We start from the raw sequence: 23,734 nt of genomic DNA, 5'->3' as shown, positions 1-23,734 counted from the left end.
ACCCGCCCGTCCATCCCCCGCCCTACCCGCAACCATCGGACCGCCTACCCCACCATCCGCCGGAACCCCACCGGGCCACCGCCCGCAACCGGCAAGGAGAGCCATGGAAGAGTACGAACTCGACGCCATCAAGCGGATCACCACCCGGCCACGGGCCGCGTACCGGACCATCGAGGTCACGCAGATCAACCCGATCATCGGTGCCGAGGTCTCCGGTCTGGACCTCGGCCAGGAGCTGACCGAGGAACAGCTCACCGAGGTCCGCCGTGCCTTCCTCGACCACCATGTGCTGGTCTTCCGTCAACAGGACATCACCTTCGACGACCACAAGCGGTTCGCCGGCCACTTCGGCGAGCTGCGTCCGGTCAACCCGCCGCCACCGGAGGGCGACCCGTACCTGCTGGAGATCCGCACCAGCGCCGAGTCGAGCAACGTGGCGGGCAACGGCTGGCACGCCGACGGCACGGCGGACCAGGAGCCCTCGCTCGGCTCGATGCTGCACATCCTCCGGACGCCCGAGCCGGGCTGCGGCGGCGACACCATGTTCGCCAATATGCACCTGGCCTACGAGATGCTCTCCCCCACGCTGCGCGGACTGCTGGACGGGCTGACCGCTCTGCACGACGGCGGGCTGTCGCTCAAGGGGTACACCCTGCCGCCGGACTATGTGGTGCCGAAGTCCGAACACCCGCTGGTGGTCCGGCACCCGGAGACGGACCGCCCGGTCCTCTATGTCAACCCCGCCTACACCGACCGCATCCCACAGCTGTCGGCCGACGAGAGCCGAGCGGTGCTGGACCTGCTCTTCAAGGTGGTCGCCGAACGCCCGTTGCTCTTCTGCCGGGTGCGCTGGGAGCCCAACACCCTGGTCTTCTGGGACAACCGCTGCGTTCAGCACCACGCGATCTACGACTATCACCCGCACACCCGCTACGGCCGCCGGGTGGCGATCAACGGCGGCCCGCTCAAGGGCTGAGCGCCCCCGCCGGCCGGGCCCGCGGGAGGGCTCGCGGCCGGGCCGGCGGACAGGTCACGGCGTTCTCCGGTCGCCGTTCACCCTCGAACACAGAAGCCGTCTATCCACCGTCCCTTCCGAGTTGGACAATCGGGTCATGTGCTTCCGCGTCAAGGAGGACGGGATGAAGGCACGATTCCTGCGTTTCGCACTGGTCGCCGGAACGGTGGTGGTGACCACGCTGGGCCCCACCGTCCAGGCTCAGGCGCTGCCGGGGTGCGCGAGCAATGCGATCTGTCTGTGGCGGTTCCAGGACGGGACGGGCGAGCTCTACACATGGCGGGGCGGCTACGTGGACCTGCCCAGCCGGTTCGTCGACCATGTCGGTTCGTTCCGGGCCAACAGGACCGGTGCCTTCATCGACTGGGCCACGGGCAAGGAGTGCCACTCGGTCCGCAAGGGCGACTACGCCAGCAACTACAGCGGCCGGTTCGGCTCGAAGATCGACGCGGTGGGCGACAACTGCTGACCCCACCCGCACCGCTCGGGGCGGGCCGCCGAGTGGTGCGGGCCGGTCGTCCCGAGGGGAGAGGGCCTCTCGAGTGGGTCGTCTATCCTGACAGGTGTGATCGATCTGCCGCTCTCCGCTCTGGAAGTCTCCATGGTCGAAGCCGATACGTCGGCCGGAGATGCGCTGCGCAACTGCGCCCTGGCCGCCGGCCATCTCGACAGGCTCGGCTACACACGGCTGTGGTTCGCCGAGCACCATCACTCCCCCGCCATCGGAGCGTTCCCTCCCCCCATCATGGCGTCGCATATCGCGTCCGCGACAACGGGCCTGCGGGTGGGCTCGGGCGGAGTGATGGCGCCCAACCACGCACCGATCACCGTCGCGGAGCAGTTCGCCACGCTTGCCGCCCTGCACCCGGGACGTATCGACCTCGGTCTCGGCCGCGGGCCCGGCACCTTCCACGAGGGCACCGCCCGCGCCCTGCGGCGGGGTGCGCCCCCGGCGAGCGACGAGGAGTACCGGCGCGATATCGAGGAGACGCTGACGTTTCTCCTCGAGGTGGAATGCGGGGAGTTGCCCGAGCCATGGCTGCTCGTGTCCAGCGAGGCGGGAGCCTCGCTCGCCGCGGCACTCGGCCTGCCCGTCGCGCTCGCCCACCACATCCGGCCGGAGAACACCCTGAGGGCGGCCGAGCGCTATCGGGCCGAGTTCACGCCCTCGCGGTGGTGTGCGGCGCCGCGCGTCCTGGTGTGCGTGGAGACGGTGTGCGCCGACACGGACGAGCGGGTGGCCGAGCTGACACGGCCCATGGCCATCGTCAAGGCGGGCCTGTTGCAGGGGCACAGCGAGGTCGCGTTCCCGGGCGTCGAAGAGGCCGCTCGCCATGTCTTCAGCGCGCGCGAGCAGCAGGCCCTGGATGCCTTCGGCTCCCAACAGGCCCATGGCACACCGGAGTTGGTGGAGAAGCAGCTTCAGCGCATCGCGGCCGAGACCGCGGCCGACGAGCTGATGCTCGTGACTCCGGTCTATGGAATCGAGGACCGGGTGAGGTCCTTCGAACTCGTTCAGGCGATGGCTGCCCGCAGTACCGGCTCGGTTCGCTGAACGGGTTCGTCGCCGGGACCGAACCGGTGTCGGCCCCGCCGTGACGTCACGCCGAACCGACAACCTCCCTGGCCGGTGCGGTCACCCCGGCGGCCTCCCGTACACCACCGGCGAGTACCGCGCAGGTGAACGCGATGGCGAGGGCCTTCCAGCCCCAGGAGGCGAGCACGATCACTGGTACGACGAACATCGAATGGACGGCGGAGACAGCGAACGCCCCCCGCGCCCAACCTCCGCCGATCACCTGCTGACGCACGGTCGCCCAGTGGCGCCACCACAGTCCGGCGGACACGGCCGCGATACCGGCCATCACAGCGGCGCCCAGCCGGGCCAGATCAGCACTGGTCACACTGTCGGAGTCCGGTGCGGTCAAACCGGGCGTGTGCACGCTCAGTGCCACCGTGGTCCATCCGAGGGCCGCCGCGGTCAGCAAGGAAGCCAGAACCGCAGCCCGCCACCGGTCCCCACTCGTTCCAGAATGCATACGGTTCGATCGCATGACTCATTCTAGCCGTCGACCGGAACGGGCCGCGGTCGTGTCACGGCACCGTTCCATCCTGACCGGGGCCGGGGTCGAGCCCCGGCGCGAGACGAACGCGCCGGGGCTCGACCACAGGCTCAGCGGGACGTGGGGAACAGCTGGAGTTTGGCCTTGCGGCCGGAGACCGACTTCACCCAGATCTTCAGGTTGTTGAACTTCAGGGTGCCACCAGGACTGGTGCTGCTGCTCAAGTACACCCCGCCCGTGGTGGTGGTCGACATCTTGACCGTCCGGGAGCTGATGTGTGCGATCTTCAGCTTTCCGAACCCGAACTTACCGCTCTTGACCTTGATGGTCTTGGGCGCCGACACGGTGATCTTGCACCGCCCGTCGTAGCAGGGCCCGTTACCGGCGGCGGATGCCGTCGGCGCCATCATGCCGAAGCCCAGTGCGCCCGCCATGGTCAGTGTCACGGCAGTCGTGGCGGCTCGTCGGCGCATGCCCGTATTCATCAGTTGGACCTCCTGTTTCCACGGGGGATTCCCGCTCGGCCTTTCTAACCCGCCGAGCCCGGGACCCCTCCCGAGGACGCGCTCGTGACCGATGCGAGGGGGCACGCCGACCGGTGGGGGCGGGCCTGGAATGATGGAGGTCATGCGGACGCAGCCAGTGCTTGTCTTCGATGGAGATTGCGGGTTCTGCACCACCTCGGTGCGGTTCGCCGAGCGACGTCTCCGGCCACGCTGCGAGTCCGTCCCGTGGCAGCTTGCGGACTTGCCCGCACTCGGCGTCACCCAGGAGAGGGCTGAGCACGAGGTGCTGTGGGTGACTCCGACGGGGACGGTGTACGGGGGCGCCCAGGCTGTGGCGAAGGCGCTGTTGAGTGCGGGCGGAGGATGGTCCCTGCTGGGTGCGTCGCTCATGCTGCCGCCTGTGCGGTGGGTCGCCCAGGGTGCCTACCGGCTGATCGCGGTCAACCGACACCGTATGCCGGGCGGGACACCGGCATGTGCTCTGCCCAACCGTGGCACCCATGGGCGGCCGTAGCAGTGAGCCAAGAACGCTCCTTCGTCCCCGTGAAGGAACAGCGGTGAGCGAGCCGAGCTGCCACGCACACCGCGCCTGACCATTCGTCCGGTGGACCGGCGCGGGACGTTCCACGGTGTGCGGAAGTCACAGTTGGTTTCCTTCACCCTGGAGATGACGCGCGGCCGAGGCGTTCGCCGCCGGTGCGTGGGGCGCGGATCCCGGGCCCCAGGTCCCGGCGAGCAGGTCCAGGCCGAGGGGTGTACACGAGTGCCGGACGGCCTTGCCGTCGCGCTCGGTGGTGATCAGCCGGGCCGCGCGGAGCGCCTTGGTGTGCTCGGACGCCGAGGACTTGGCGATGGAGAGCTCGGTCGCCAGGTCGGTCGTGGTGCGCTGCCGGGTGAGCAGCGTGAGCGTGGCGGCCCGGGTGGACCCCAGGAGGGCGGCGAGAGGTTCGGCGCGCGGCATGTCGCCGAGCAGCGGCAACGGGCTCAGAGCCGGGTAGATCAGGACGCTGGGCAGACCCGGCCGCGGGGCCAGCATGGGCCAGCCGCTCCACACGGTGGTCGGCAGCAGCGTCAGACCCTGTCCGTTGAGTTCGAACACGGCGTCCTCGGGCCAGTCGAACCCCAGCGTGGTGCGCCGCCATCCGGGCCCCGGGGCCAGCCCGGCCAGGGTGGCGCCGACGCCTTCCTCGGCCAGCAGCCGGGTGCGCCAGGCGCGTTCGGCGTCGAAGGCGGACCGGATGGTGCCCCAGGACCGGCCGAGCACGCTGTCGTAGGCGGTGCGCAGGGAGCCGTCCAGCAGCCGCCAGGCCTCACGGTCCTGGTCGGCCAGGGCGCGAAGCCAGGGGGTCATCGGGCGGCGGCCGGCCGAGCAGAGGCGGTCGAGCTCCGAGCGCACATAGCCGCCCGGGGTGGACAGCACTTTCTCGAGTCCGTCGTCCAGCCCCCGGCTGAGCGGATCCATGAACAGTGGCCCCCGGCCCGACGGCGGTACCAGCTCCATCAGGGGCCGCGCGCCCCGCGGCAGGGCCCGTCGCAGTGACTGCTGCCATCTGACGAAGACGGGCGGCAGCCCGAGGCGCTGTATCGCGGCCAGGGCCAGCCCCAGCTCCATCAGCGGCGCCGGTTCGCGGGCGAATGTCACCCGCAGCAGGTCATCGGCGGTGAACCGCACACGCAGCATCCCGATCTCGCCCTCCCCCTGGGCTCGTCCCCCCTGCGGCCACGCCCGCGCGGTCACGGTTCGGTCAGGACCGAATCCATCGCGGGCCCCGGGGGGTCGCCCCGATTGTTGGCGGTGCGACCGGTGACGCGTAAGGAGCGAACCGGACAAGCCTCAGGAAAGGCAGCCCCAGTGACACACACAGCAATTCGTACCCGGATCCGCCGTACCGCCCTGGTGGCCGGCGCCCTCATCGCCCTGGCCACCGCGACGAGCACCGCCCAGGCCACCGCCTCCGCCGCCTCACCCGGGTCGGGCGCCCGCGCCGCGGCGGCGCCCTCCAGCTGCCCGAAGTACTACTTCTGCGGCTACAAGGACGCCAACTACGGCCGTCTCGCCTTCAAGTTCAAGGACTGCTACCTCCAGGAGATCCCGGACGGGCTGAACAGCGGCGGCTCCTGGTACAACAACCAGTCCAACGGCACCAAGGCGAAGATGTACGACAAGAACAAGCACCTCATCTACACCACCCCGGGCGCCCCCTACGGCAACGCGCATGGCAATTGGGCGCCGGTCTGGTACGTCGACGCCTGCTGATGCCCCCCGCCGGGGCGGCCCGCGGGGGAGGCCGTCCCGGCATCGCGTCAGCGGGTCGCGACGCGACCCGTGTCGGTGCGGGTCCGTCACGTTGATCGGTGTCGGTGTCGGTGTCGCGGGCGCTGCCTTCCTCCGGTCTCACGGGGTGAGGGAGGCTCGGAGGAATTGGAGGATCTCCGCGCGGGCGGCCTCGGCCTGATGCTCCACTCCCGGCACCATCACCCCGAAGAGTACGAACAGGGCTTGGAGCTGTTCCGCGTCGCGGTTCTGGGCGCCGATCCCGAGCGCTCTCCCGCCCTGACCCACTTCGCCCGCGACGTCCGGCCCCTCGGGGCGGACCGCCGCGCCGCCTTCGAAGAGATCCTCGCCGCCCAGCTGGCCCAGATCGAGGCCGGGATCGCCTGACGGGTAGTGCGATCGCCACTTCAGCTCACCTCATGGCCTGGCGGTCAGGGCGTACTCCACCCGCACCCCTCCGCGCCATCGCGGCGTCCGGGCAGTCGTTGCGGTGCACTCGTGCCCTTCCGGCCCGTGGCGCGGGCGCGGGTCATCCGACTTCGTGTCCGACGGACGTAGGCTGCCCGCACTGACCATTCGTCACGAAAGGGATGAATATGGCTTCTCGTCTCAACCCGTACATCAGCTTCCCCGGCGAAGCGAAGCAAGCCATGGAGTTCTACAAGGGGGTCTTCGGCGGCGATCTGGCCGTCCACACCTTTGGCGCCTTCGGCTCCGAGACTCCCCCCGGATACGCCGACAAGATCATGCACAGCATGCTCGAGACCGCTACGGGATTCACACTGATGGGCGCCGACAGCCCGCCCGGGATGGAGCACAAGCCCGGAAACAACATGGCGGTGAGTCTGAGCGGCGACGACGCGGACGAGCTGCGCGGTTACTGGGACAAACTGTCCAGCGGCGGCACGGTGTCCGTCCCCCTGGAGCGACAGATGTGGGGCGATGTGTTCGGCATGTGCACGGACAAGTTCGGCGTCACATGGATGGTCAACGTCACCGGACAGCAGACCTGATCCGGTACAGCAGACCTGATCCGGTGTCGACGCCCCGGCTGGCGGGGCGGCGCCGATGAAGCGGGTGGCGCGGGCGTACCCGGACCATCAGGGCGGCGGGGCGCCTGCCCCGATGTGCACTTCGGCAAGGGCGGACGGCCGGGACCGGGCGCTCGACGCGGCCACCCGGCCGTGTCGGCGCCGTCGTGCGGATGCCCGCGCGGACACGACACTCTGGCGGCCGGACTCAAGGGCGGCGTGAAAGTGCGGGCCGCCGTGGGTGATCCGGCCAACCGCGACGTCGTCGACAGCGGACTTCAGGAGGTCCCGCGAGGCCGCCGGGCCGACGGCAAGCGGCTGCCCGCCGCTGCCACAGGATCGTCTCGGCGGACGACGCGTACATATTCTCTTCCGGCCAGGAATGGACGTACTCCCGGCAGACGACAACGGTCGACTACGCCCGCGGCGTATGCCCCCCGGAGAACCGCCTCCGATGTGCACGGCTCCGCAACCGACTTCGACCCACTGGGCAACCCGAAGGTACTTGTGAGGCACGCCCTGGTCCGGTCCTCCATGTCTCTCCCCATACTTTTCCGCCATACCGGCTCCCGCACCCCCGTTCCGGCGTCCGACAGGTAATCAGGACCCCCACGCGGGTGTTATCGTTGAGTGTCGGTGCAAGCACCAGCGGTAAGAACCAAGCCGGAGTCGGCCACGGTGGAGCAGGAATTCCGACCCTGCACCCCGGGCCACATTCTGGTCACCCGTGAGACTTCCGGGTCAGCCGCACAGCACAGCCGCTCCTGCCTGACCAGCAGTTGAACCACACCACCTTCACCGGTGTTCGCGTTTCCGGGACACCGCTCCCCTTCGCATGCCCAAAAGCAGGAATTGATGCCCGTTCAATCACTAGCCGAACTCGTCCACTTCGCCCGCTGCAACTCGGGCTTTTACTCGGCCCTCTACTCAGGGATACCCGAGAACGTCACAGAGCTGACCGCACTTCCGGTCATCCCCCAAGCCGAGTTCTGGCAGGCCAACACTCCTCGCGGTAACACCCTTCTCACCGGCCCGCTGGAGGAAGCCGTCGTATTCAAAAGCGGCGGGACGACCGGAGCACCGAAGTTCTCCTTCTACACCCGGGAGGAGTGGCGGGAATTCACCACCGCTTTCGGTGCCGGGCTGGTCGAAGCCGGGCTCCGGCCGGGGCAGCGGGTCGCCGATCTCTTCTACGCGGGTGACCTGTACGCCAGTTACACCTTCGTCCTGGACAGCCTGCACCGCTCGCCGGTCGCCAATGTCCGCCTCCCGATCGGCGGCGCCGCGCCCCTGGACTCGACCGTCGCCACGCTGGACCAGTTCGGCGTGGAGGTCATCGCCGGAACCCCGACCACGCTGTGCGCCCTGGCCGAACACCTGAGAGCCGAAGGGCGCCACCTGCCCGACGTCACCACCCTGCTCTTCGGTGGCGAGAGCGTCTTCAGCGACCAGCGGCGGCTGCTGTCCGCCGCCTTTCCCGCCGCCCGGGTGGCCTCCATCGGCTACGCCGCCGTGGACGCCGGGCTCGTGGGCCTGCCCGTGCCGGGAGACGATCCGCGGCTGCATCGGGCTCCCGCCCCGTACAGCGTCGTCGAAATCCTCGATGAGCACACAGGAGAGCCCCTCACCCGTCCGGGCGTCCCCGGCCGGGTCGTCGTCACCGACCTGCGGCGCCGGCTGATGCCCATCCTCCGCTATCCCGTCGGTGACCGCGCGGAGTGGACCGATACCGCCGCCGGCCACTTCCGTATCCTCGGCCGCGCCGAGGAAGGCGTGCGCGTGGGTCCGGTGGCGCTGCACACCCAGGACGTACACGACCTGGTGGGCGCCGCCGACGTCACGGGCCGGATCACCGGTGTACAACTCGTGGTGCGCCGCTGGGAGGACCGGGACGGACTGCTGCTGCGCCTGGGATGCGGCACCCGGGCCGGAGACCTGTCCGAGCTCGCCGCGGCCGTCGAGAAGGCGTTCCACACGGCCCGTCCGATGTACGCGCAGGCGGCCGCGGCCCGGCATGTGCACCCCGTCGTCCTGGAATGGGTGCGCCACGCCGAGCTCGCCGTCAACGGCCGTACCGGCAAGCTGATCCGTGTCCTGGACGAACGGCCGCTCACATGACCGCTCCTGTCGCCCCGGGGACGTCCGCGTCCGCCCCGGTGCCGAAACGATCCGCCTCCCGGCTGCCCGTCGTCCTGCGCAACCCGGCGTTCGGTGCCGTCTGGATCGCCCAGGTGCTCACCCAGGCGTCCGCGCGGATGTTCCAGGTCGGCATCGTGTGGTGGCTCATTCAGTGGTCAGACGGGTCCGAACGGGGCCTGGCCTCCGGCGCGTTCCTCGCCGTGAGCACCCTGCCCGCGGTCGCGCTCGCTCCCGTGGTCGCCACCGTCATCGCCCGTAACCCGTACCGGACCGTCATGGCCGCGGCCGCCGCCGGGGCCGGACTGATCGCCGCCGCCACGGCCGCCTGGGCGTACACGACCCCGCTGCCGATGGGTCTCGCCTACGGCGCCGCGCTGCTGCTGGCGGGTTGTCAGGCGCTGTTCGACCCGTGCCTGACGACGTCGGTGCCCGTACTCGTCGACGACGCCGATATCGAGGCGGCCACCGGGTTCGAACTGGCCACGCAGTCCCTCGCCGGTCTGGCAGGGGGCCTTCTCGGACCGCTCGTGGTCGACGCCTGGCAGCTGCCGGGCATCGTCGCCGGATGCGCCGGGGCCCATCTGCTCGCGGCCGGGCTGATCGGTGTGACGCGGTTCCCCGCCACCTCCGTCTCCGAGGACGGCGGCACCTCCCCGGCTCCGGATCAGGCGGACGCAGTGTCCGCCGCCCCGCGCCGCACACTGCGCCGCATCCTCGCGGATCTGCCGTTCATCCGGGCCGTGTTGCTCTGCTTCACCGCCGCGAACATGGTCACCACCGCCGTCTTCGTCGTCATGCCGATGTACACCGCCTCGGTGCTGCACGAGGACGGTTCGACCGTCGCGCTGCTGGAAGCGGCGCTCGGCCTCGGCACCCTGGCCGGATCCTTCACCGGCGGTCGGCTGCCGGGCCGTCCGGTCACGACCGGCACCTTCTGCCTCGGACTGATGGCGGCCGCGCTCGCCGTACCGGGGCTGGTCGCGGACCGCACCGCGTACGCGGCCGCCATGGCCGTCGCGGGCTGGTGCGTGGGCACCATCGGCGTACGGTTCGTGGCCCTGTTCCAGCGGCTGGTGCCCACGGCGGACAAGCCCGGTTTCTTCGCCGTCATGCAGTCACTCCTCGGGGCCACGTTCCCGGTGGCGTCACTGCTGTTCGGGGCGCTCGGGGACCAGATCTCGCCGCGCACCCTGTGCCTGGTCCAGGCCGTGGGCCTGGTGCCCGTCGTGTTCGCCCTGTGGTGGACGGGCACACGGGGCGACGCCTCCGCCCATACCCCTACGCGGGAGACAGCCACCGTCGGCGACCACACCACCGCCACCACCGGAGGAGGAGCACGATGAGCGTCACCCTCACCCCCGCCGCCCTCCAGGACATCGCGGACCTGCGGCAGCTGTACTTCGAGGTCTACGGCCACGGCTATCCCGTCCCGCTGGGCAGCGACCCGGCCGAGATGCGGCGCCTCATCACCGATCCGCACACCCACTGGCTGGTGGCCCGGCGGGCGGACGGCGACGAGCCGGTCGGTTCGGTGGTCGTGCAGACCGACCCCGGCACCCGTATCGGCAAACTGCTCGGCCTCGCCGTCCACCCCGCCCGGCGCCACGACGGGCTGGCCGGGCGGCTCACCGGCGCGGCGTGCGCCGACGCCCTGGCCACCGGCACGGTCGACTCGGTCTACGCCACCGTCCGCGTGGTCACCGAAGGCCCGCAACACATCGTGGTGCGCAACGGCTTCCGGCCGCTGGGCCTGATGCCCAACGCCGTCGAGGTCGCCGGGTGCGAGAGCCTGGCCCTGTTCGTCCGCTACGCCGACGGTGTGCTGGAGCAGCGCGCGACCGTGGCATCCGTACCGGCCCCGCTCGCCCCGCTCCTCGCCGCCGCCGAGCAGACCTCGGACATCGGCTACGCGGCCGCCCGGACCGTCGAGGCCCCGGGCGCCGGAGCGTTCTCCGGACCGTCCGACGCGGCCGGAACGGCGATGGAGATCGTCACCGCCCGCTCCTTCGTCCGGCGCCGCTTCCTCGAGCGGTTCCCGGACCCCGCGGACCGTTTCTTCCCGCTGCACTCCCCCAACGCGATCCTCACCCCCGAGGACGGTGTGTTCGAGGTGTACGCGGATCTCGACCCGGCCGCCCGGAGCTGCTCGCTGATCGCCGTGCACCCGTATCCGGCGGCCATGGCCCACGCGCTGGAACCGCTGATGACCGCGGTCACCCGCACCGGAGCGGACTATGCCGAGACGCTGCTGCCACTGTCCGACACCACCGGTCTGGGCGCGTTCCTCACCGCGGGTTTCGTACCCAGCGCGCTCTATCCGGCCATGCGCCGCATCGGCGACCGCTTCCACGACTACGTGGTGCTCTCCCGGACCAGCCGCCAGATCGACTTCCGCGGTGCCGCCGTCAGCCCGCTGGTGCGGCCGTACCTGAGCGCGTATCTGCGGGCCTGGACCGCGACCTACCTTCCCCTTCACGAGGTTGTCTCATGAACCCCCATCTGCTTCCCGTCGAGGTCCCCGACCCCGGCGCCCTGCCGCACGTCCAGCGGCTGTGCGACCTGAGCGCACCGTACGAGCGGGGACCCGAGGCGGACGCCCTCTTCGCGGCCGCCATGGCCGAGACCAACGCCTGGCACGCCGAACGCTCCCCGTTCTTCCGCTCGTTGCTGGCCGATGAGCCCGCCACACCAGCGCCGGGGATCGGCCGGGACGTCCGTACGCCGCTGGTGCACGCCAACTTCTTCAAGCGCCACGAAGTGCTCTCCATCCCCCGGGAGGAGGTCCACCTCCATCTCACCTCCTCCGGGACCACCGGTCAGAAGTCGCAGATGTTCTTCGACGAGTGGACCATCCGCGCGGCCCAGCGCATGGTGGCCCGGGTTTTCGACCACTACGGCTGGATCACCCCGGAGCAGCCGGTGAACTACCTGCTCTACAGCTACGAACCGGCGCCCTCGCTCAAGCTCGGTACGTCCTTCACCGACAACTACCTCTGCGACTTCGCCCCCGCGCGGGACACCACCCACGCCCTGCGGCACACCGGCAGCGGCCACGAGTTCGACGCGCGCGGCTGTATCGAAGCCCTCCAGCGGTACGCCGACGAGGGCCTGCCGGTGCGGATCCTGGGCTTCCCGGCCTTCCTCCACTTCACCCTGGAGCGGATGCGCGCGCTCGGCGTCCCGCCGGTGCGATTGCCCGCCGGATCGCTCGTGGTCCTCGGCGGCGGCTGGAAGGGACACGCCGACCGGGCGATCGGCAAGGACACCTTCTACGCCGAGGTCGGCGAGCAGCTCGGCGTTCCGTCCGAGCGGATCCGCGACACCTTCGGCTCCGTCGAGCACTGCGTGCCCTATGTCGAGTGCGAACGGCACCGGCTGCACGTCCCCGTATGGTCCCGTGCCGCCGTGCGCGACACCGCCACCCTGGAGCCGCTGCCCTACGGCGAGCGCGGCTATCTGCACCTCGTCTCGCCGTACATCACCTCCGTCCCCGCCCAGAGTGTGCTCATGGGTGACCTCGCCTCCCTGCACCCCGGCGAGGAATGCGGCTGTGCCCAGCCGACCGACTGGTTCACCGTGCACGGCCGGGCCGGAATCAGCCGCAACCGCAGCTGCGCGGTGGCCGCCGCCGAACTTCTGAAGGGAATGTCATGACGAGCGCACCGATGCCCGGGACTGCCGCCGCGGGATCCCCGGAGGCCCCGGGAGCGCCGGGATCCCCGGAGGCCCCGGGAGCGCCGGGCGGCGGACGCCACTGGTGGCAGGGCGCGTTCATCGGCGACACGGACGTCACCGCACACCTCGCGGACCTCCCCGCACTCACCGACCGGGCCCTCAGCGAGCCGCTGCCCACCGAGATCGTGCTCGGCGCCTGCGACCGGCTCTCCGGCGCACTGCGCACCCCCGGCGACCCCGTGCACGTCCGCCTCACCCAGTGCCTCACCGGTGACGGCACCGGCCCGGAGGAGGCCGCGGCACTGCTCACCGACCTCGCCGCCGCCCTCGCCCGTCCCGCGCTGGACCGCAAGCTCCGCCGTGAGCTGGGCGGTCCGCACCCCGAGCGCCTCACCCGGCCCGACGCACGCGAGACGGTCTACGAGGCGTGGGCGCCGGTCGGTCTGCTCGTGCACATCGCACCGGGCAACGCGGCGGGCGTGGCACCGCTGAGCGTCGTCGAGGGCCTGCTGTCCGGCAACCTCAACGTCCTCAAGACCAGCAGCTCCGACACCCCGCTCGCGCGCCATCTGCTCGCCGAACTGGCCGCCGCCGACCCGACCGGCACCCTCGCCCGCCGGATCGTCGTACTGAGCTTCCCCTCCAGCCGACGCGAGTGGCTGGAGCCCCTGTGCGCGGCGGCGGACGCCATCGCCGTCTGGGGCGGAGAGGACGCCGTGGCGGGCATCACCGAACTGGCCCCGCCCGGCTGCCGTGTCGTCGAGTGGGGACACAAGATCTCCTTCGCCTATCTGTGCCGCGGCTCCTGGTCCGATCCGTCCGTCCTCTCCGCACTCGCCGCGGACGTCTGCCGCCTCGAGCAGCAGGCGTGTTCCAGTCCGCAGGTCGTCTACCTCGACACCGACGACGCGGATGAGGTGTTCGCCGTCGCCGACGAGCTGGCCGGACACCTGGCGCGGGTCTCCGACAAGCTGCCCCGTCCGGCCCTCGGCCTCGCCGAGCACGCGGAGATCACCAACACCGAACTGGTCGCACGGCTGGAACAGCATCTCGGTCTCACCCGTGTCATCGCCGCCGACGACGGCTCCTGGCGGGTCCTCGCCGACACCCGGCCGGCGCTCACCGCCTCCCCGCTCCACCGCAGTGTCTGGGTCAAGCCACTGCCGCGCCACGAGGTCACCGCCACATTGCGTCCGATGCGCCGCTATCTCCAGACCGCGGCGGTCGGCGGCGGCCGCACGGACATCGCCGCGCTCTCCCGCGCCCTGTTCAGCGCGGGCGTCACCCGGGTGACGCCCATCGGCGCCATGCTGGACAGCTACGAGGGCGAGCCCCACGACGGTGTCTACGCGCTACAGCGCTACAGCAGGCGGGTCGCCGTACGCGCCGACGAGCGGTTCGCGGCCACCTCCTGCCTTGACGACCTCGTCGCCCCGCCGCTGCTGCCCGCACCGCCCACCGGCCCGCTGCTCGACAAGGCGGGAGTGCAGGACCAGTTGCGCCATCTGGCTCCCGAACACGCGCATCTGTACTTCCGCAGCGGCGGCACCACCGGCGCGCCCGCCCTGTCGGTGTTCACCAACGCCGACTACGACACCCAGATGCGCGCCGCGGCGCACGGGCTGCTCGACTCGGGCTTCGACCCGGCCCGTGACCGCGCGGCCAACCTGTTCTACTGCGGCGGCATGTACGGCAGCTTCATCAGCTTCTTCTCCATCCTGGAGCGGCTCAACGCCACCCAGATTCCGCTGTCCGCGGGTGACGACCTCGCCGGCGTCGCCGAGGCGGTGGTGGCCTACCGCGCCGACACCCTCTTCGGGATGCCGTCCTACCTGTGGCAGCTCTTCCACACCCAGCGCGAGACCCTGCGTGGCTGGGGTGGCGTGCGGAAGGTGTACTACGGGGGCGAACACTTCACGGGTGAGCAACGCCGCGTCCTTAAGGAGGAGTTCGGTGTCGAGGTGATCCGGTCCGCCGCCTACGGCAGTACCGACCTCGGCCCGTTGGGCTACCAGTGCGAGTACGCCCAGGGCTCGGTCCACCACATCCTCACCGATCTGCACACCCTGGAGATCCTCGATGTCGAGGAGGACCGGCCGGTGCCCGTCGGCGAACCGGGCCGTCTGGTCTTCACCAGCCGTGCCCGAGCCGGGCAGCGGCTGGACCGCTATCAGATCGGCGACCTCGGCCGCGCCCTGGAGGGCGACTGCCCCTGCGGCAGCCGCACGCCACGCGTCGAACTCCTCGGCCGCCACGGTGACGTGGCCCGCGTGGGCACGTACTCGTACCACTACCGGCGCTTCGTCGAGGCCGCGCAGACTCGGCTGGGCTACCGCGGTGAACTCCAAGTGGTCCTGAGCGGTGAAGCTCGTTGCGAACGGCTCACGGTGCGCCTCGACGCGGCCTACGCCCCGCGGGCCGAGCAGGCGCGCGCCGCCTTCCTGGCGGCGATCCCGCAGCTGCGCTCCTCGGTCGAGGAGGCGGGCGTATTGGCCCTCTCCGTCGAGATCACCGATATGGCGTCGTTCGAACGGGCCGCGACCAGCGGAAAATTGCGCACCTTCGTGGACCGGCGGACAACGGCCTGAGCGCGGCCGCACCGCGGCAGAAGGCACCTACGGCCCCCGGCGCGGCAGCGCCAGTGCCGGGCGGCCCATGGTGTGACGAATGGTCTCTTCGGGTGAATGGCTGTCACGGCCATGGACTGCCCGCGCGCCCTGCGCCTTACTGGGATGGAATCGGCTCAGCCACGAGGTGACCGGCGTCCCGGCGTGACGGGAGGCAAGGCCACCCACCTCCCCTTGACACTCCGGCTCCGGAGTGTGCCGCGACGGCACCGGCCGCCCAACGCCCTCCGGACGCGTAACGGATCGAGGCGCCGCCCGTCGCCGCTCCTCTTTCCCCGCGCCGCGACCCTCGCGCTCGCGCATGTGAGGAAAGGGAGCGACCGACTCGTACCTCGAACAAGGAGAAGGCCATGTTGTGGAGAGGAAACCCCCGTTCCGGGCCGCCCAGACCGGCGGGGCGACGCTGGGCGTCGCTGGCCGGAGTGGTGGCGCTGAGTGGCACCGCTCTGGCGGCGATGCCCGCCCCCGCGTACGCGGCCTCGGTGCCGTGCAATGACGCGGCCCTGGTGACCGCGGTCGCCGGAGTGGCCACCACGGGCGGGACACTGACTCTCGCGCCCGGCTGTACGTACACCCTGACCGCGGCGGACAACCCCAACAACGGACTGGCGGTCATCACCGCATCGGTGAGCATCACCGGAGCCAACTCCACCATCCAGCGGAGTTCCACGGCGCCCTCGTTCCGGATCTTCGAGGTCGGCAGCGGCGGCACCCTGTCGCTCACCGGACTCACCCTCCGTGGCGGTTCCGTGAGCGGCCAAGGCGGCGGAGTCCGGGTGGACAGTGGTGGCACCCTCAACACCACCAGGACCCAGTTCATCAACAACACCGCCTCCGGCGTCGGCGGCGGTGTCAGTGTCAGCACGGGTGGCACCAGCACCTCGAGCGGCGACACCTACTCCGACAACTCCGCCACCAGCGGGGGGGCCGTCAGCTCCGAAGGCACCACCACCCTTACCAACGCCACGGTGACCCGCAACGAGGGTGGGGAGGCCGGCGGAGTCAACAACGACACCGACTCATCGAACATCACGATCTCCAACAGCACCTTCACCCGCAACGTCGTCAACGGCGACGGGGACGGGGCGGCCGGTGACTTCGACGGCGGCACCGTCAAGATCTCGAACAGCAGCTTCAGCCTCAACACCACCACAATCGTGGGGACGGATGCCTTCGCGGGAGCCATCTACAACGACGCCAACATGACCATGACCGGAGTTGTGATCACCCGCAACACCCTGAGGTCCGATGGCACCTTTGCCGAGGGCGGGGGAATCTACAACGATCTCGACGGCAACCTGACGCTGGTGAACACCTCCGTCAACGCCAACTCCGTCATCGGAACAGCGGACGACGACGGCGGCGGCATCTACAACGACGGCACGCTGGCCCTCCAGCGGTCCACGGTCAACGCGAACACCGTCACCAACGGAGTCGCCGGTGGCATCTTCAACGACACCGGTACCCTGACCGCGACCGGCAGCACCATCAGCGGGAACACCTCCAGTGACGCACCGGGTGGCATCTCCAACGACAGTGGAACCGTCACACTGACCGGCTCCGTGGTGGGTGGCAACAAGCCCACCAACTGTGCCGGGAGTCCGACACCCATCGCGGGCTGCACCGGCTGACACGACGACCCCGTGGGGTCCGACGGGCTGCCTGCCCGTCGGACCCCACGCGCTCACACGCGTTCCGCCCAGCAGGAATCCACTTGGCCAATGCCAGCGGCGTTATGACAATGGACCGCATGTCAGAGGCGCGGTACTTGGTGGAGCGGCACACGATCCTGTCGGTGGTCGTCGGATCGCGCGCGTTCGGGCTGTCCACGGCCGCCTCGGACGTCGACCGCCGCGGCGTGTACGTCGCCCCCACCGCCGACTTCTGGCGTATGAGCAAGCCCCCCACCCATGTGGAGGGTCCGCTGCCCGAGCAGTTCAGCTGGGAGGTGGAGCGGTTCTGCGAACTCGCGCTCTCCTGCAACCCCAACGTTCTCGAAGTCCTGCACAGCCCGCTCGTCGAACAGCGCTCCGCGCTCGGTGCCGAACTCCAGGGCCTCGCCCCGGCGTTCCTCTCCCGCAGGGCGCACACGACGTTCGCGCGGTACGCCACGTCCCAGTTCGCCAAGGCGGAGACCCGCCGGGAACGTGAGGGCGAACCGCGCTGGAAGCACATCATGCATATGCTCCGTCTGATGATCAGCGGCACCTCGCTGCTGGAGAGCGGCAGCGTGCACATCGACACCGGCCCGTACCGCGAACGCCTGATGGCCGTACGCCATGGCGAACTGTCCTGGGACGAGGTCTGCGCCTGGCGCGACGAGCTTTCCACCCGGCTGGACGGGGCACTGGCCACGAGCCCGCTTCCGCAACACCCCGACACCACGGGTGTGGAGAACTGGCTTGTCTCGGTGCGCCGTCGCTCGCTGAGCGACGGAAGCGGCCTCGTATGCCCACCCTCGCAGTGAGCGCCTGCCCGGTCTGACGACGGTCGTCATCAGCTCACGTTCCGCTGCGCGGAACCCCGCACCGCAAGGATTCGACCCGCTGGTAGAAAAAATCAGGAGTCCGGATCACCGGGCCGGATCGTTCGAAAGAGAAGAGGAGATCGTTATGACTCGCAACCACGTTTCCCTGCTGCGTCCGCGCCTCGACAAGATCAAGACGTCGAAGTGACGCAAGGGCTGCCGCGGGGAGGCACCGTCTCCTCGCGGCAGCCCGCACAGCCGAGACCCACCGGCCAAGGAGACGCCCATGACCACCGACTTGCGGCTGCCCGTGATGGCGCTGACAGACGAACGGTTGCAGACCACCAGCTTCTGTCTGGCCGCCGCGCACGGCGCCCGGGACGACCCCGCGACCGGTGGTGGTATCGCGCACTTGCTGGAACACCTGCTGATGTCGGCGCCCGTGTCCGACGGAGTCTCGTTCTGCGAGCACGTCGAGCGCCGGGGCGGGCACGCGAACGCGCAGACCGGGCTGGACACCATCCTGTGCTACGCCCAAGTACACGCGGACGACGCGGATCTCACCGCTGAACTCCTCCAGCGCACGGTGCGCGAACCGCAGTGGACCCAGGAGCTGCTGGACAGTGAGCGGAACGTGGTGTTGCAGGAGCTCACCGCCGCCGCCGCGGACCCCAGCGATGTCGTGCAGGATGCCTTCCTCTCCGATCTGTTCGGAGACCAGGGACTCGGCCGACCGGTCGGCGGGATACCGGAGCAACTGACCGCACTGAGTCTGGACGAGGTGTGCGCCGCCCACCGTGACGGCTTCCTCGCCGCCCCCATGACATTGGTCGTGGTGGGTCCCCGCGTCCCGGAGCCACTGACCGGCGCACCCCCGGCCACCGCCCGTGCGGCTCTGCCCGCGTCGGCCGTTCCCGTCGCACCCGGGAGAGGGGTGCCGCGGTGGCCGGTCGACGAGGAGTTCTGCTGGGTGGTCTGCGGAGGGCTCGCACCGCGTGCCGGCGACCCGGACGGGCTGTCCTACCGCGTACTGGCCAAGCTGCTGGGTTCCAGCCCGGCTTCCCTGCTCTACCGCGCTCTGCGCAACGAGAACGGTTTGTCCTACGCCTTCCAGGCGTGGAGCCGCGGCTACGCCGACACCGGGGTGTGGCGGCTGCTCGCCGGTGTGGAGCCCCGTAACGCGAGCCTCCTGGTCGACATCGTGAGGCGACTGCTGGACCAGATGGCTCGTGTGGGGCCGACGCGGGCCGAACTGGACATCGCCCGGCGGCAAGCCTGCATGAGCATGGTGCTGGACTCGGAAACGCCTCTGGAGCGCGCGAAACTCGTGGCGCAGCGGGTCCGCGCGGGGCGCCCGGACTGGTCGCTCGAGCAAGAACTCAAAGAGCTCGATTCCGTCACGGTCGACGATGTCCGCCGGGCCGCCGGACGGATCGCCGAGGATCTGCGCATCACCGTCCGGCCGGAGCCTCGATGACGGCACCGGACCCTCGTTATCTCAAGACCGCCGATGCCGCCGGTCTGCTGCACACGCTGGACGGTCACCACTACGTGGCCGGAGCGCACACCGATCCGGTCACCGGGCAGCATCAGACACTGATCGAGTACGCCGACCGGGCGCTGATCGAGAACACCGACCTTCTGACGCGCCTGTGTGAGCGGTTCATGGGCTCCTCCCCCGCCACCACGATATTGCTGCGGACACCGGCCGACCTGGACCTGCACGAGCCGTGGCGACGGCTGATGACCTATGTGCGGCTGGCCGACGCGGCCGAGTCCACCATGGACACTGCCGTACGCGAGCCCGACGCGGTGGAACACGACCTGGTGCGGGACTGGCTCGTGCGAGCCTTCCTGGCCGCCGGTACCCAGACCGGCGCATCCGTGGCGCAGGAGACAGCGCGGGAAGCGGCGGAGTCGGTACTGGCCCGGCCCGACCGGGTGACTCTGCTGTACGTCCTGGAGGGGAAGCCCATCGGCCACGCCACGCTGCTCAACGACGCGGCGGACGAGGTGACCGGTCAGCCGTGCAGCGAACTGGTCGATGTCCTGGTCGAACCCGGGCCGACTCAGCGCACCGCGCTCGCCGCGCTGACCGCGGCAGCGGCGCGGCGGGCCCGGGCTGCCGGTCGGCCGCTGGTAGGGCATGTGGTGCATGCCACGGAAGACGGCGCGCAGGACCACGGGACGCATGTGCTGGACTCGTTGGGCCGTCGCGGGTGGCTGCCCACGCACTGCTTCTGGCGGGCGGATTCATGAAGTTGGACCTGGACACCCTGCGGAGGCTGTACGGCCTCTCCCCGGATGACAGTGTGCGCGCCCTGGTACGCCGGGCCCGCTCGATCTCGCAGAGCCAGCCGCAGTTGGTGCTCTCCGCGGCGGCCGCTGCCGGTGTGCCGATGGGCAGCGGAAGCCGGGACGTGCTCCACCGCGCTCACCTGCGCGCCGCGGGATATGCCGAACTGTTCGAGGCGATGGCCGACGCGGCCGATGTCCGCACGGTCAAGGGCCCCTCCCTGGCCGCCCATTACCCGGACGCGGTGGTACGACCGGTCGGCGATCTCGATGTGATAGCCGGATCCGAAGCGGATCTGTGGGCGGCGGCGCGTGTGGTGTGTGACCGCAGGGTTGTGCCACAGATCGATCTGTCGCTCATCCCGCACGCCGACCGTGTGCATGTACAACTGGGGCTGCTGTGGCCGACCGACGATCCGATGCTGGACCGGGACCACAACATCGAAATCGGCACACTGCCGTACGCCGGTGACTTCGGCACGGTCTGCGCCATCCCCGAACTGCCGTCCGACCCCCACTATGCCGATCTGCTCGCTCTGGCCGAGGAGCGTTTCCAGCGTCCGTTCACCCCCAAGGACATACTGGACGTGATCTTCCTGCTGGAGCATATGGACCTGGACGTCGCGGTCACCGCACGACGCGTCGCAGACCACCGGCGCGCCCCGGAGCTGGCCGAACTGCTGGACCTGGCCCGACCGTACGACTCCTGGCCGGAGCTCACCGGTCTCTTCGAGGCACTGCGCGAACCGGCCGAGCAGGAGCGTGCCCTTCGGGAGAACACCGCGGCCACCCGCCCCGATCCGCAACCGGTCGAGGTGCAGGAACGCCTGGCCGTGGGCCTGCCGGTGTACGGAATGGCCTTGCGGTCACATCCCCCGCACGACCGGTCCGGCTGGCGGGCGGCGCGCCACGAGGTGGTGGACGGAAGCCATCTGCTGTGCACCCCGATCGGCGACTTTCTGCTGGTCGGCGGGGCGATCGTGTCGCAGGAGAGTTACTCCGCCGCCCTGGCGGCGCTGACCCGGATCGAGGCATGAGCGAAGTGGACGGTGTCGACACCGCGGAGCCCGCGGTGGAGGTACGTGGACTCCGGCGCGTCTACCAGCGTGGCCGGGGCCGGTCCGCGCAGCAGATCACCGCACTGGACCGGATCGACCTCACCGTGGCCCGGGGAGAGATACGTGGCCTGCTCGGCCCCAACGGCGCCGGCAAGACCACTCTGTGCAAGATCCTCTGCACCGTGCTGATGCCCTCCGCGGGCAGCGCCAGGGTCCTCGGCCACGATGTGGCCACCGACCCGGTGGCGATCAAGAAGGCGGTCGGTGTGGTGTTCGGCGGTGACCGCGGGCTCTACGGCAGGCTGGACGCCCGTGCCAACCTCAATCTCTGGGGCGCGCTGCACGGGATGCACGGTGCCGCGCTCCACCGCCAAGTGGACACCTTGCTGGACCGAGTGGGCCTGGCCGATCGCGCCGCGGACCGGGTGGATGGGTTCTCCCGGGGAATGAAACAGCGTTTGCACCTGGCGCGGGGCATGGTCGGCGATCCCCAGGTGCTGCTGCTCGACGAACCCACCAGCGGCATGGACCCGGTCGCCGCGCATGACTTCCGCTCCCTTGTCGAGCAGTTGCGTCGCGAAGGGCGCACCGTGTTGCTGACCACCCACGACATGGCCGAGGCCGAGGCGGTCTGCGACCAGGTCACGCTGATGGACAGGGGAAGACTGCTGGCGACGGAACGTCCCAGTGAACTCTCGGCCGGGCTGAGCACACTTGAGTCGGTGGAGGCGGAGGACGTACCGGAGTCCGCCGTCCAGGAGATCTCCGAGCTGTCCGGAGTCGCCGCCGTGAAGCGGCTGCCCGCGGGACGGCTGCGGGTGGACACCGAATCGACCGCCGTCACCCGGCAGGTGCTCCAGCTGCTGGTGAGCTCCGGAGTCACCTCACTGGGTACGGTGCGGCCCAGTCTCGAGGATGTGTATCTGCACTACATCGGGCGACGTGGGATGGCGGTGCGCTCATGAGGGTTTTCACCGCGGCGTTCCGGTTCCAGCTGGCGCTGGCCCGGCGTAAGCCCGACACCGTCCATGTCCTGGTCACGGCGCCCCTGTTCACACTCGTCTTCGTCTCCATCGGGGTGCACGCCCACCGGCCGGATTTCACCGCGTCGGCGGTGCTCGCGCCCGTTCTGATGTCGCTGTGGTCACTGGCCCTGCTCACGGCCGGGGATCTGATCAGTCAGGAGCGCAGCCGCGGCACGCTGGAGGCGATCGTGGCGACTCCGGCCCGGTTCGCCACCGTGGTGCTGGGCAGGCTGACCGCGGTCGCCTCGGTCGCCCTGGTGTGTTTCGCCGAGTCGTGGCTGATGGCATGGGCCTGCTTCGGAGTGGTGCTGACCATCGCGCATCCGCTGGTGTTCGCCCTGTGCCTGGTGTGTTCCTCGCTGGCCATGGCGGGCACGGCGAGCCTGCTCTCGGCGGTGTTCGTGCTGATGCCCTCCGCCCGTGTGTTGCAGAACACCTTGACCTATCCGTTCTATCTCCTGGGCGGGCTGCTGGTTCCGGTGGCCGACCTGCCCGGCTGGCTGCATCCGCTGAGCCGTGTGGTCTTCCTGTCCTGGAGCTCGGATCTGCTGCGCGCCTCGGTGTCCGGCCCGGCCGGACACTGGTGGATGGATCTGGCCGCCATCGTCGGACTCGGTATGGCGGGTGCGGTGTCGGGTGCGCTGCTGATCGGAGCGATCCTGCGCCGGGTCAGACGCACCGGCACCCTGGCGCTGACATGAACCGCACCCCCGCCGAGGAGCCACGGTGTCCACATTGACCTCGTCCTTCCACGTGGTCCGCTACAGCGCCGCCAACGCAGTGGCCGACTTCCGCGCCACCTATACATGGCGGAGCTGGACCTTCGGCTGGCTGGGCCGGATGCTGGCTCAGGTCACCTTCTTCGCGACGATGGGCCTGGCCCTGCACTCCTCGGCCTCGGCTCATTACCTGGTGGTCGGCAACGCCGTGATGACCTGCGTGGTGGAGGCCATGACGGTCGTCACCTCCAGCGCCTGGGAGCGCCGACAGGGGACGCTGCCGCTGTTGGCGGCCTCGCCCGCCCGGCTGATCTGGGTGTTCTTCGGCCGAAGCCTGCAATGGCCGGTCAGCGGGAGCGTCACCTCCCTGGTCGCCCTGCTGGGGCTGGCCCCGCTGTTCGGCGTTGTGTGGTCACCGGAGCAGGTGCCCGTGCTGGTGGGGCTCGTTCTGCTCACGGCCGTGTCCACCTACTGTGTGGGGCTGTTTCTGGCGGCGTTCGTCCTGTCCGCCTCCCAGGCACGGAACATCGTGTCCAACGTCGGCTACCTGGTGATGATGGCGATCTGCGGTGTGCAGGTGCCGGTGTCGTTCTGGCCCGACTGGGTGGGAGTGGTGGCGCGGACGCTTCCCCTCACCCACACCCTGGCCGGGGTCCGGGGCGTGGCCGCCGGAGCGGGCGCGGGTGCCATCGTCCAACAGGCGGCATGGGCGGTGCTGGCCGGAGCGTGCTGGCTGGGCGCGGCCGCTGTCGCGTTCGCCAGGCTGCAACTGCACGCCCGGAGGAGCGGACACTTCGACTTCGCGGAGTGAGCGAAGGGTTCGCCGCCGTCCGCGGCGC

22 protein-coding genes and 1 pseudogene are annotated in these 23,734 nt (G+C 70.1%); 20 read left to right on the top strand and 3 right to left on the bottom strand.

The features are described from left to right. The first annotated feature begins 103 nt into the window (after nt 1-103). The 3 genes from AB0C66_RS19420 (at nt 104) to AB0C66_RS19410 (ending at nt 2,570) form a co-directional block, all read left to right on the top strand. Nucleotides 104-976 carry a TauD/TfdA family dioxygenase gene (locus tag AB0C66_RS19420; RefSeq protein WP_362439619.1) on the top strand — a complete coding sequence of 291 codons (873 nt, stop codon included), beginning with the start codon at nt 104-106 and terminating at the stop codon, nt 974-976. Nucleotides 977-1,139: 163 nt separating this feature from the next. Further along, nucleotides 1,140-1,484, top strand: coding sequence for a hypothetical protein (locus tag AB0C66_RS19415; RefSeq protein WP_362439616.1), 345 nt, complete (start codon nt 1,140-1,142; stop codon nt 1,482-1,484). 96 nt (nt 1,485-1,580) lie between these two features. Next, nucleotides 1,581-2,570 carry an MsnO8 family LLM class oxidoreductase gene (locus AB0C66_RS19410; protein WP_362439613.1) on the top strand — a complete coding sequence of 330 codons (990 nt, stop codon included), beginning with the start codon at nt 1,581-1,583 and terminating at the stop codon, nt 2,568-2,570. A gap of 46 nt (nt 2,571-2,616) precedes the next feature. Here AB0C66_RS19410 and AB0C66_RS19405 read toward each other — a convergent pair whose 3' ends face one another. Further along, nucleotides 2,617-2,943 carry a hypothetical protein gene (locus AB0C66_RS19405; protein WP_362439610.1) on the bottom strand — a complete coding sequence of 109 codons (327 nt, stop codon included), beginning with the start codon at nt 2,941-2,943 and terminating at the stop codon, nt 2,617-2,619. A gap of 245 nt (nt 2,944-3,188) precedes the next feature. Beyond that, a complete protein-coding gene (locus AB0C66_RS19400) occupies nt 3,189-3,563 on the bottom strand; it encodes a hypothetical protein (RefSeq protein ID WP_362439607.1) in 375 nt (124 codons plus the stop codon). A 142-nt stretch (nt 3,564-3,705) separates the two neighbouring features. Here AB0C66_RS19400 and AB0C66_RS19395 point away from each other — a divergent pair, with 142 nt between their 5' ends. Then, nucleotides 3,706-4,098: a DUF393 domain-containing protein gene (locus tag AB0C66_RS19395; RefSeq protein ID WP_362439604.1), complete on the top strand. Its 393-nt coding sequence runs from the start codon at nt 3,706-3,708 to the stop codon at nt 4,096-4,098. A 126-nt stretch (nt 4,099-4,224) separates the two neighbouring features. Here AB0C66_RS19395 and AB0C66_RS19390 read toward each other — a convergent pair whose 3' ends face one another. After that, entirely contained in the window at nt 4,225-5,265 is a 1,041-nt protein-coding gene (locus AB0C66_RS19390) for an ArsR family transcriptional regulator (protein ID WP_362439601.1), read from the bottom strand. Nucleotides 5,266-5,436: 171 nt separating this feature from the next. Between AB0C66_RS19390 and AB0C66_RS19385 the strand changes: the two genes are divergently transcribed. From AB0C66_RS19385 to AB0C66_RS19310, 16 genes and pseudogenes are all read left to right on the top strand, one after another. Next, nucleotides 5,437-5,841 carry a hypothetical protein gene (locus AB0C66_RS19385; RefSeq protein ID WP_362439598.1) on the top strand — a complete coding sequence of 135 codons (405 nt, stop codon included), beginning with the start codon at nt 5,437-5,439 and terminating at the stop codon, nt 5,839-5,841. A 222-nt stretch (nt 5,842-6,063) separates the two neighbouring features. Then, nucleotides 6,064-6,246 (top strand): annotated as a pseudogene (locus AB0C66_RS19380) (TetR/AcrR family transcriptional regulator); the annotation flags it as partial. Between the two features lie 209 nt (nt 6,247-6,455). Further along, nucleotides 6,456-6,872 carry a VOC family protein gene (locus tag AB0C66_RS19375; RefSeq protein WP_362439595.1) on the top strand — a complete coding sequence of 139 codons (417 nt, stop codon included), beginning with the start codon at nt 6,456-6,458 and terminating at the stop codon, nt 6,870-6,872. A gap of 873 nt (nt 6,873-7,745) precedes the next feature. Beyond that, complete coding sequence (locus AB0C66_RS19370; protein WP_362439591.1) at nt 7,746-9,008, top strand: AMP-binding protein; 1,263 nt, start codon at nt 7,746-7,748, stop codon at nt 9,006-9,008. 38 nt (nt 9,009-9,046) lie between these two features. Continuing rightward, a complete protein-coding gene (locus AB0C66_RS19365; RefSeq protein ID WP_362439588.1) occupies nt 9,047-10,372 on the top strand; it encodes an MFS transporter in 1,326 nt (441 codons plus the stop codon). Next, on the top strand, nt 10,369-11,520 hold the full coding sequence (locus tag AB0C66_RS19360; protein ID WP_362439585.1) for a GNAT family N-acetyltransferase: 1,152 nt from the start codon (nt 10,369-10,371) through the stop codon (nt 11,518-11,520). The genes AB0C66_RS19365 and AB0C66_RS19360 overlap by 4 nt, the downstream gene beginning before the upstream one ends. Then, complete coding sequence (locus AB0C66_RS19355) at nt 11,517-12,683, top strand: acyl-protein synthase (RefSeq protein ID WP_362439582.1); 1,167 nt, start codon at nt 11,517-11,519, stop codon at nt 12,681-12,683. Before AB0C66_RS19360 ends, AB0C66_RS19355 begins: the two co-directional genes overlap by 4 nt. Next, a complete protein-coding gene (locus AB0C66_RS19350; RefSeq protein ID WP_362439579.1) occupies nt 12,680-15,292 on the top strand; it encodes an acyl-CoA reductase in 2,613 nt (870 codons plus the stop codon). Before AB0C66_RS19355 ends, AB0C66_RS19350 begins: the two co-directional genes overlap by 4 nt. A gap of 389 nt (nt 15,293-15,681) precedes the next feature. Next, a complete protein-coding gene (locus AB0C66_RS19345) occupies nt 15,682-16,962 on the top strand; it encodes a hypothetical protein (protein WP_362439576.1) in 1,281 nt (426 codons plus the stop codon). Between the two features lie 119 nt (nt 16,963-17,081). Next, complete coding sequence (locus AB0C66_RS19340) at nt 17,082-17,798, top strand: nucleotidyltransferase domain-containing protein (protein WP_362439573.1); 717 nt, start codon at nt 17,082-17,084, stop codon at nt 17,796-17,798. Between the two features lie 286 nt (nt 17,799-18,084). After that, entirely contained in the window at nt 18,085-19,275 is a 1,191-nt protein-coding gene (locus tag AB0C66_RS19335) for a pitrilysin family protein (RefSeq protein ID WP_362439570.1), read from the top strand. Further along, nucleotides 19,272-20,057, top strand: a complete 786-nt coding sequence (locus AB0C66_RS19330) for a hypothetical protein (RefSeq protein ID WP_362439567.1) — start codon at nt 19,272-19,274, stop codon at nt 20,055-20,057. The genes AB0C66_RS19335 and AB0C66_RS19330 overlap by 4 nt, the downstream gene beginning before the upstream one ends. Further along, nucleotides 20,054-21,130 carry a hypothetical protein gene (locus tag AB0C66_RS19325; protein WP_362439564.1) on the top strand — a complete coding sequence of 359 codons (1,077 nt, stop codon included), beginning with the start codon at nt 20,054-20,056 and terminating at the stop codon, nt 21,128-21,130. Before AB0C66_RS19330 ends, AB0C66_RS19325 begins: the two co-directional genes overlap by 4 nt. Continuing rightward, nucleotides 21,127-22,116, top strand: a complete 990-nt coding sequence (locus AB0C66_RS19320) for an ABC transporter ATP-binding protein (protein ID WP_362439561.1) — start codon at nt 21,127-21,129, stop codon at nt 22,114-22,116. The genes AB0C66_RS19325 and AB0C66_RS19320 overlap by 4 nt, the downstream gene beginning before the upstream one ends. Next, nucleotides 22,113-22,877, top strand: coding sequence for an ABC transporter permease (locus tag AB0C66_RS19315; protein ID WP_362439558.1), 765 nt, complete (start codon nt 22,113-22,115; stop codon nt 22,875-22,877). Before AB0C66_RS19320 ends, AB0C66_RS19315 begins: the two co-directional genes overlap by 4 nt. 25 nt (nt 22,878-22,902) lie before the next feature. Then, the gene (locus AB0C66_RS19310) at nt 22,903-23,706 is read left to right on the top strand and encodes an ABC transporter permease (RefSeq protein ID WP_362439555.1); all 804 of its coding nucleotides are present in this window, start codon (nt 22,903-22,905) and stop codon (nt 23,704-23,706) included. The last annotated feature ends 28 nt before the right edge of the window (nt 23,707-23,734 follow it).

The sequence above is a fragment of the Streptomyces sp. NPDC048636 genome, from assembly GCF_040650655.1.
Taxonomy (GTDB): domain Bacteria; phylum Actinomycetota; class Actinomycetes; order Streptomycetales; family Streptomycetaceae; genus Streptomyces.
This window is presented reverse-complemented; position numbering and strand designations above follow the sequence as displayed.